At 48.5% G+C, this 6,116-nt stretch carries 7 protein-coding genes; 3 read left to right on the top strand and 4 right to left on the bottom strand.

The window, feature by feature from the left end:
• Positions 1–305 (bottom strand): SAM-dependent methyltransferase (locus MHN01_RS13510; RefSeq protein WP_304622854.1); only part of this gene is annotated, 305 nt, incomplete at its 3' end.
• Between the two features lie 140 nt (positions 306–445).
• Here MHN01_RS13510 and yhbY point away from each other — a divergent pair.
• Positions 446–742 carry a ribosome assembly RNA-binding protein YhbY gene (gene yhbY, locus MHN01_RS13505; protein WP_007464838.1) on the top strand — a complete coding sequence of 99 codons (297 nt, stop codon included), beginning with the start codon at positions 446–448 and terminating at the stop codon, positions 740–742.
• A gap of 110 nt (positions 743–852) precedes the next feature.
• Here yhbY and greA read toward each other — a convergent pair whose 3' ends face one another.
• The gene (greA, locus tag MHN01_RS13500; protein ID WP_239411822.1) at positions 853–1,326 is read right to left on the bottom strand and encodes a transcription elongation factor GreA; all 474 of its coding nucleotides are present in this window, start codon (positions 1,324–1,326) and stop codon (positions 853–855) included.
• 483 nt (positions 1,327–1,809) lie between these two features.
• On the opposite strand from greA, the gene MHN01_RS13495 reads away from it, so the two are divergent.
• On the top strand, positions 1,810–2,817 hold the full coding sequence (locus MHN01_RS13495) for a porin (RefSeq protein WP_239411821.1): 1,008 nt from the start codon (positions 1,810–1,812) through the stop codon (positions 2,815–2,817).
• 106 nt (positions 2,818–2,923) lie between these two features.
• Positions 2,924–4,333: a serine-type D-Ala-D-Ala carboxypeptidase gene (gene dacB, locus MHN01_RS13490; RefSeq protein WP_239411823.1), complete on the top strand. Its 1,410-nt coding sequence runs from the start codon at positions 2,924–2,926 to the stop codon at positions 4,331–4,333.
• 163 nt (positions 4,334–4,496) lie between these two features.
• On the opposite strand, the gene MHN01_RS13485 is transcribed toward dacB, so the two are convergent.
• Positions 4,497–5,351 (bottom strand): magnesium transporter, encoded by an 855-nt coding sequence (locus MHN01_RS13485; RefSeq protein ID WP_239411820.1) that lies wholly within the window; start codon positions 5,349–5,351, stop codon positions 4,497–4,499.
• Between the two features lie 525 nt (positions 5,352–5,876).
• On the bottom strand, positions 5,877–6,116 hold a 240-nt coding region (locus MHN01_RS13480; protein ID WP_239411819.1), incomplete at its 5' end, for a hypothetical protein.

Below are 6,116 nucleotides of genomic sequence, written 5' to 3'. Positions count from 1 at the left end.
TCGCGGAAATCACCTTGCAAGAAGCTCACTCCCGGCAGTGAATCCATAGGCAGAATGTCACAGGCAATCACCTGTCCTTCATCACCAACTACCTCAGCAGCATATTGTGACCAGCCCCCCGGTGCCGCCCCCAGATCGACAACTGTCATTCCGGGCTTTAGCAGTTTATCCTTATTTTGAATCTCTTCAATTTTAAAGATAGCGCGAGAACGGTAGCCTTTCTTCTGTGCCTCCAGAACATATTTATCATCAAAATGCTCTTTCAGCCAACGTCCGGAGCTCCCCGATTGTTTTTTTCGACTCATGATTTACCTAATGAGTTAGCGTACTTATAAAGTATACTCGACCACTTTACAGTGACGTATACTAAACAAATTAGTCTTCTAGACTAGATGGCGTTAGAATACCGTGTTTTCAACCCTTATCACCAAAAAATAGAGTCTCCATGAACCTAAGCACCAAACAGAAGCAATACCTGAAGGGTCTTGCCCACAACCTAAAGCCTGTTGTCCTTATGGGTGCAAACGGCCTGACAGAAGCGGTTCTGGCCGAAATCGAACTCGCGCTTGACCACCATGAACTTATCAAGGTTAAGGTTGCTGCAGAAGAACGCGAAACAAAAGTTTTGATCGTCGATGCAATTGTTCGTGAAACGAAAGCAGAAAAAGTACAAGTTATCGGTAAGACACTTGTTCTTTACCGCCCGAGCGAAGAGCGTAAAATCGAACTTCCTCGCAAATAAAAAAGGCCGCCGACGCGGCCTTTTTTACACCCGGATAATGGCACGGAGCGCCACTATCTACCGCAATCCGTTGTTACATTCACTAACAATATAATCACATCGGCAATCAATTAGATGTACGACACTTCCGCAATTTCGAACTCTTTTTGACCACCAGGCGTGGTAATGACCACTTCATCGTCTTGCATTTTGCCAATCAGGCCACGTGCAATCGGCGAGTTGACCGAGATCCGTCCCGCCTTGATATCAGCTTCATCATCACCAACAATCTGGTACTGAACTTCATCTTCGGTATCAACGTCAATCAGCGTCACAGTCACACCAAAGATAACTTTGCCGGTGTTCTCCATCTTGGTGACATCGATCACCTGAGCAACCGATAGTTTATATTCGATATCACGGATCTGCGCTTCACAGATACCCTGCTCTTCACGTGCAGCATGGTACTCGGCATTTTCCTTCAGGTCGCCCAACTCACGGGCCTCACCAATCGCCTGAGAGATAATAGGACGGCGCTTCATTAATGCATCCAGTTCATCACGCAGCATCTTCTCGCCGCGTACCGTCATTGGAACCTTATCCATAACTTTACTTACCTCAAACCCCGTATAGTACCTAGCACTATTTTGGGCAAAAAAAAGCTAGTCCAGCTCCATGCTGAACCAACATCGTTAATAGGGAACAGAATTCATTTTAAACAAAGATGAGCAAGAGATCACCCTAGATACTGTCTCCAGTAATATAAGGCTTTTCTTCCTACAGGAACCTGACCGATTTTAATGTGGATTAGTTCACAAATATAATTAATCTTACAAAATAAGTACCACAAGAAAATATCAATCACTTCTAAAGACAACTAAAAGCTCATCTTAGTAGAGAACTTTCCCACCCAAATATAAACATCTGATAAAAAAGACATTTTAGAACCAAAAAACACCAAAAAGTATTCCGGAAAAGTATTTTTCAGTTTTTTTTACTAACTGTCTGCCCACAATAACCAGTAAAAAGAACACCATGCATTTAGCACTCTCATGCATACAACAAAATAATTCCAAAAGGATTCGACAATGAACAAGAAACTGATTGCTTTGGCAGTAGCAGCAGCATCAATCTCGGGCGCAGCAACAGCTGCAGAAGTATACTCTGACGAAACTTCTAGCCTGGCAGTAGGCGGCCGTTTTGAAGCTCGTATGGTAATGGCAGATAACGAAGCGGGTGACAGCAAAGTTACTGACGCATCTCGTGTTCGTGTAAATATCGCAGGTAAAACTGATATCACTGAAGACATCTATGGTATCGGTTTCTGGGAAGGCGAATACAAAGATGGTGAAGATGTTGATAACCGTCACATCAACGCAGGTATCGGCGGCGAGTTCGGCCAGGTTCGCTACGGTAAAACTGACGGCTCTCTGGGCATGCTGACAGACTTCACTGATATCATGGCTTTCCACGGTAACGAAGCAGGTAACAAGCTTGCTGCTGCTGACCGTACAAGTAACAACCTTGCTTACGTTGGTTCTTTTGACCTTTCAGGCAACAACCTGACAGTCAAAGCAAACTATGTGTTCACTGGCGAAAATGAAAACGCTAACGGTACTTACGATGTTGACGGCTACTCTCTTGCTGCAATGTACGCTATGGACATGGGCCTGGCATTCGGTGCGGGTTACGGCGAGCAGGACGGTCAGGCAGCCCTAAACACTGAAACTGGCAAGCAGGCATTCGGTGCAATTTCTTACACTATCGGCGACTTCTACTTTGCCGGCCTATACCAGGACGCAGAAAACACTGAAGTACACGGCCTGAACGTTGAAGAGTCTAAGGGTTACGAATTTGCTGCATCTTACACGATGGGCGATACAGTATTCATCGCGACTTACAACTACCTGGAAGACTCAAACAACGACAAGGATCTACGTGATTCAATCGCTGTTGACGCGACTCACTACTTCAACAAGAACTTCCGTACTTACGCTTCATACAAGTTCAACAACCTAGACACAGACTCTACTGTTGGCATCACTAAAGCGAAGACATCTGACGAGTTCGTACTGGGTGCACGTTACGACTTCTAATCCCGACTGGATTAGCAAGGCTACATGCTAATAAGGGCGCTGACCTTCGGGTCGGCGCCTTTTTGCGATATGATGGTTAAACGACTTTCATATGGTTATTAACTTAATGCTCCGTGTATTTCCCCTATTGCTAGGCCTGCTGCTTAGCCAGCCTGTACTTGCCAACTTTTCTCCCCAGCCTGCAATCAAACACTTACCCGGAGGCCATGATGCCGCCCTGATTGTTGTCGATCCGGCTAGCGGCCAGGTGAAGTACTCCCAACGAGAAAAGCAGCTACAGGCACCAGCCAGTACCCAAAAACTCTTCACGGCACTGGCAGCCAAACTCTACCTTGGCGACAGCTTCCGCTTTACAACCGATTTAGAGCAAATCGGAGACGATATTATCGTGCGCTTTAGCGGCGATCCGACCCTGTCTCGCCCGCAATTGGCCGCTCTGCTGGCCAAGCTAAAAAAAGCTAAAATCAACACGGTAAAAGGAAACATCGTGCTCAATGGGGCTGTATTTAGCGGATATGAGCGGGCACCAGGATGGCCCTGGGATATTCTCGGGGTTTGCTACAGCGCCCCTGCCAGCAGCATCTCACTGGAACATAATTGCGTGCAAGGTGCCCTATACAGCAACAAGGCCCTTGGCCAGATAACACGAGTTAATGTGCCTGCCCACCAGCCTGTCAGGGTCACGACAGATGCGGTAATTGTCAGCAAGGAACAACAAAAAGCACGCTACTGCGACTTAACTCTGGTTGCCGATAATAGCAATACCTACCAGCTAAGTGGGTGCTTACCTAAACGCAGCCAACCGCTGCCCCTTAACTTCGCCGTGCAAAACACCGAGCTCTATGCCGGGGCTGTGATCCGTCGCGAGCTCAAGCTCGCCGGTATTCGCTTTGACGGTAAAATCGTTCGTGATGATACGGCCCGGGGCAAACGCATAGCCCGTCATCAGTCCGACCCACTGCCTTTGTTACTCGATACTATGGTCAAGGACTCCGACAACCTGATCGCTGACAATCTGGCCAAGACTCTTGGCGGTCAATATTTCAAGCAGCCGGGCAGTTTTAGCAATGGAGTGGCCGCTATCAAGGCGATCTTGAATGAAAAAGCGGGGATTGATTTAAGCAAGGCCGTACTGGTCGATGGTTCCGGCCTGTCTCGCAATAACAGGGTTTCGGCGGCCCAGATGATGGAAGTGATCACTTACCTCTACCAGAATGACAAGCAGCTCAACTTACTCAGCACCTTGCCGGTAAGCGGAATAAGCGGGACCTTGCACTACCGCCAGAGCATTCGCCACCAACCGCTCCAGGGCAAGATTGCAGCCAAGAGCGGCTCGCTGTTCGGCACCTACAACCTTGCCGGGCTCATCACGGCCCAATCTGGCAAGCAGTTACTGTTCGTCCAGTTCGTGACCAACTACCACCCTGAAGAACCAGAAGAAGGGGCCCCGAAAGTCGCACCGCCCATTGAGCATTTTGAGCGCGAACTTTATCGAAGCTTATATGAGAGTTTTTAGCAGCATGAGTGGAGCACTCTCAAAACGTTAAAAAGAGAATGCTCTTCCTCATTTCAAGGGGGGTAGCTTTACCTTAAACCCCACCCTAACCCTCCCCTTGAAAAAGGGAGGGGATAAAAACAGCGTCCTCGATGTTTTTGCCCCTACTATAGGGGCACAAAACTTACGCCAGACCTAACATCCAGTTTACTGTGGTGAAGTAGATCATCATCCCGGTAATATCAACCACCGAAGCCAGCACCGGACTGACCAGCACAGCCGGATCCAGTCGGCAAGCCCTCGCTATCATTGGCAAGATACCACCGACAGTCGTCGAGAGGACAACCTGCAACGATATAGCCATACCAATAGCCAGCGCAATATCATGCAACTGCATCCCCATCGGCAGAGCTGTACCATCGCTGAACATCAGCACCCGGCCGACAATCACCACGGCCAATACCGCAGCTATCACAATCGCGACCCGGAACTCTTTCCACATCACAGCCACCCAGTCCCGGCAGCGTATTTCTTCCATCGCCAATGCCCTGATGACCAAAGTGGCAGCCTGAGAGCCGGTGTTTCCCCCGGCTGCAGCGATCACCGGCATATAAATTGCCAGCAATACCAGTTGGCTCAAGGTGTCCTCGTAGTGAGAGATGATGAGGCCCGAGACAATCCCCAGCAATGCTAAGCCGACGATCCAGCCGATACGCTCGCGAACATGACTGAACACACTGTTTTTCAGGTAGTGTCCGGCTGGTTCAGCTTCAGAGCAGATCAAGCCAAGCCCGTTGGCCAAATGACGCATCCGGACGTGCTCGTTCCTCTCATCCAGCAAATCCAGCAGCGTCTGGACATGACGCAACGGACACTCATGTAATACCGCAATCGCCTCTGAAATCGGCATTCTCGCCAGCAGAGTGGCCTGCTCTTCAATGTTGTATTTCAAAAAAGCATTACGTACTGCCAGAACATCGTTCTGACCAAGATTTTCTGTTGCAGCTACAGACTGAGCTGCATAGTTCATTACCGCCATGGCGAATCTCCCGATTGGCAATGCCTACCCTTTCAGACTAGGCATGGGTAACGACCACCAGAATGGCGCTATACAACAGCATAAATGTGCCGAATACTACCGGAACCGGGCATCAAATAAGCCCAGATAGCCGACAGCATAAAGCCTGTCATTCATTACAAATTAGCGACATTCAATATTGAGAAATAGGCAAGAAAACCAGGAATGGTTTGTCAGAAAAGGTATCAAAGAAGAGAAGATACAAAGACATACTATTCCGAACCCGGGCCGGTTCGGAATCACAGGAGACCGACACCGCTAGCGGGTTTGATTTTCCACCTTCATACTCGGGGGATGGTCGGTATCGTTCATTAAAGTCTCCAAAAAATTTATCGCTTATGCGACGCCGCCAATTGTACGCAATTAAGTTATCAGTTCAAGCAGTATCAGCCGCGAATTTGACACAAAATATAAATGCCGTGCTCAAGTGCCAAAAATAAAACAGCCCGCACAAGGCGGGCTGCTCATTAGTATCGACAACAACCGTTAGGCGTTGTTAAGACGAGCATGAAGCTCCTGTACCGATGTCACCTTATTACGGTCATCGGCAGCCCAGGCCATGCAAGTCGCAAAGGCTGCGTTGAGGGTAGTGGTATAGTTCACCTTCTCGGCCAGCGCGCCGCGACGAAGTACTTTCGAGTCTTCAATCGCCTGACGCCCTTCGGCGGTGTTCACGATATAGGTGTACTCATTGTTCTTGATACGGTCAAGAATATGAGGACGACC

The sequence above is a fragment of the Photobacterium sp. OFAV2-7 genome (genome assembly GCF_022347985.1).
In the GTDB taxonomy this organism is placed as follows: domain Bacteria; phylum Pseudomonadota; class Gammaproteobacteria; order Enterobacterales; family Vibrionaceae; genus Photobacterium.
This window is presented reverse-complemented; position numbering and strand designations above follow the sequence as displayed.

Coding starts and splice junctions, on each gene's coding strand:
- dacB (WP_239411823.1), top strand. CDS start 2,924: ATGCTCCGTGTATTTCCCCTATTGCTAGGCCTGCTGCTTAGCCAGCCT.
- MHN01_RS13495 (WP_239411821.1), top strand. CDS start 1,810: ATGAACAAGAAACTGATTGCTTTGGCAGTAGCAGCAGCATCAATCTCG.
- yhbY (WP_007464838.1), top strand. CDS start 446: ATGAACCTAAGCACCAAACAGAAGCAATACCTGAAGGGTCTTGCCCAC.
- greA (WP_239411822.1), bottom strand. CDS start 1,326: ATGGATAAGGTTCCAATGACGGTACGCGGCGAGAAGATGCTGCGTGAT.
- MHN01_RS13485 (WP_239411820.1), bottom strand. CDS start 5,351: ATGGCGGTAATGAACTATGCAGCTCAGTCTGTAGCTGCAACAGAAAAT.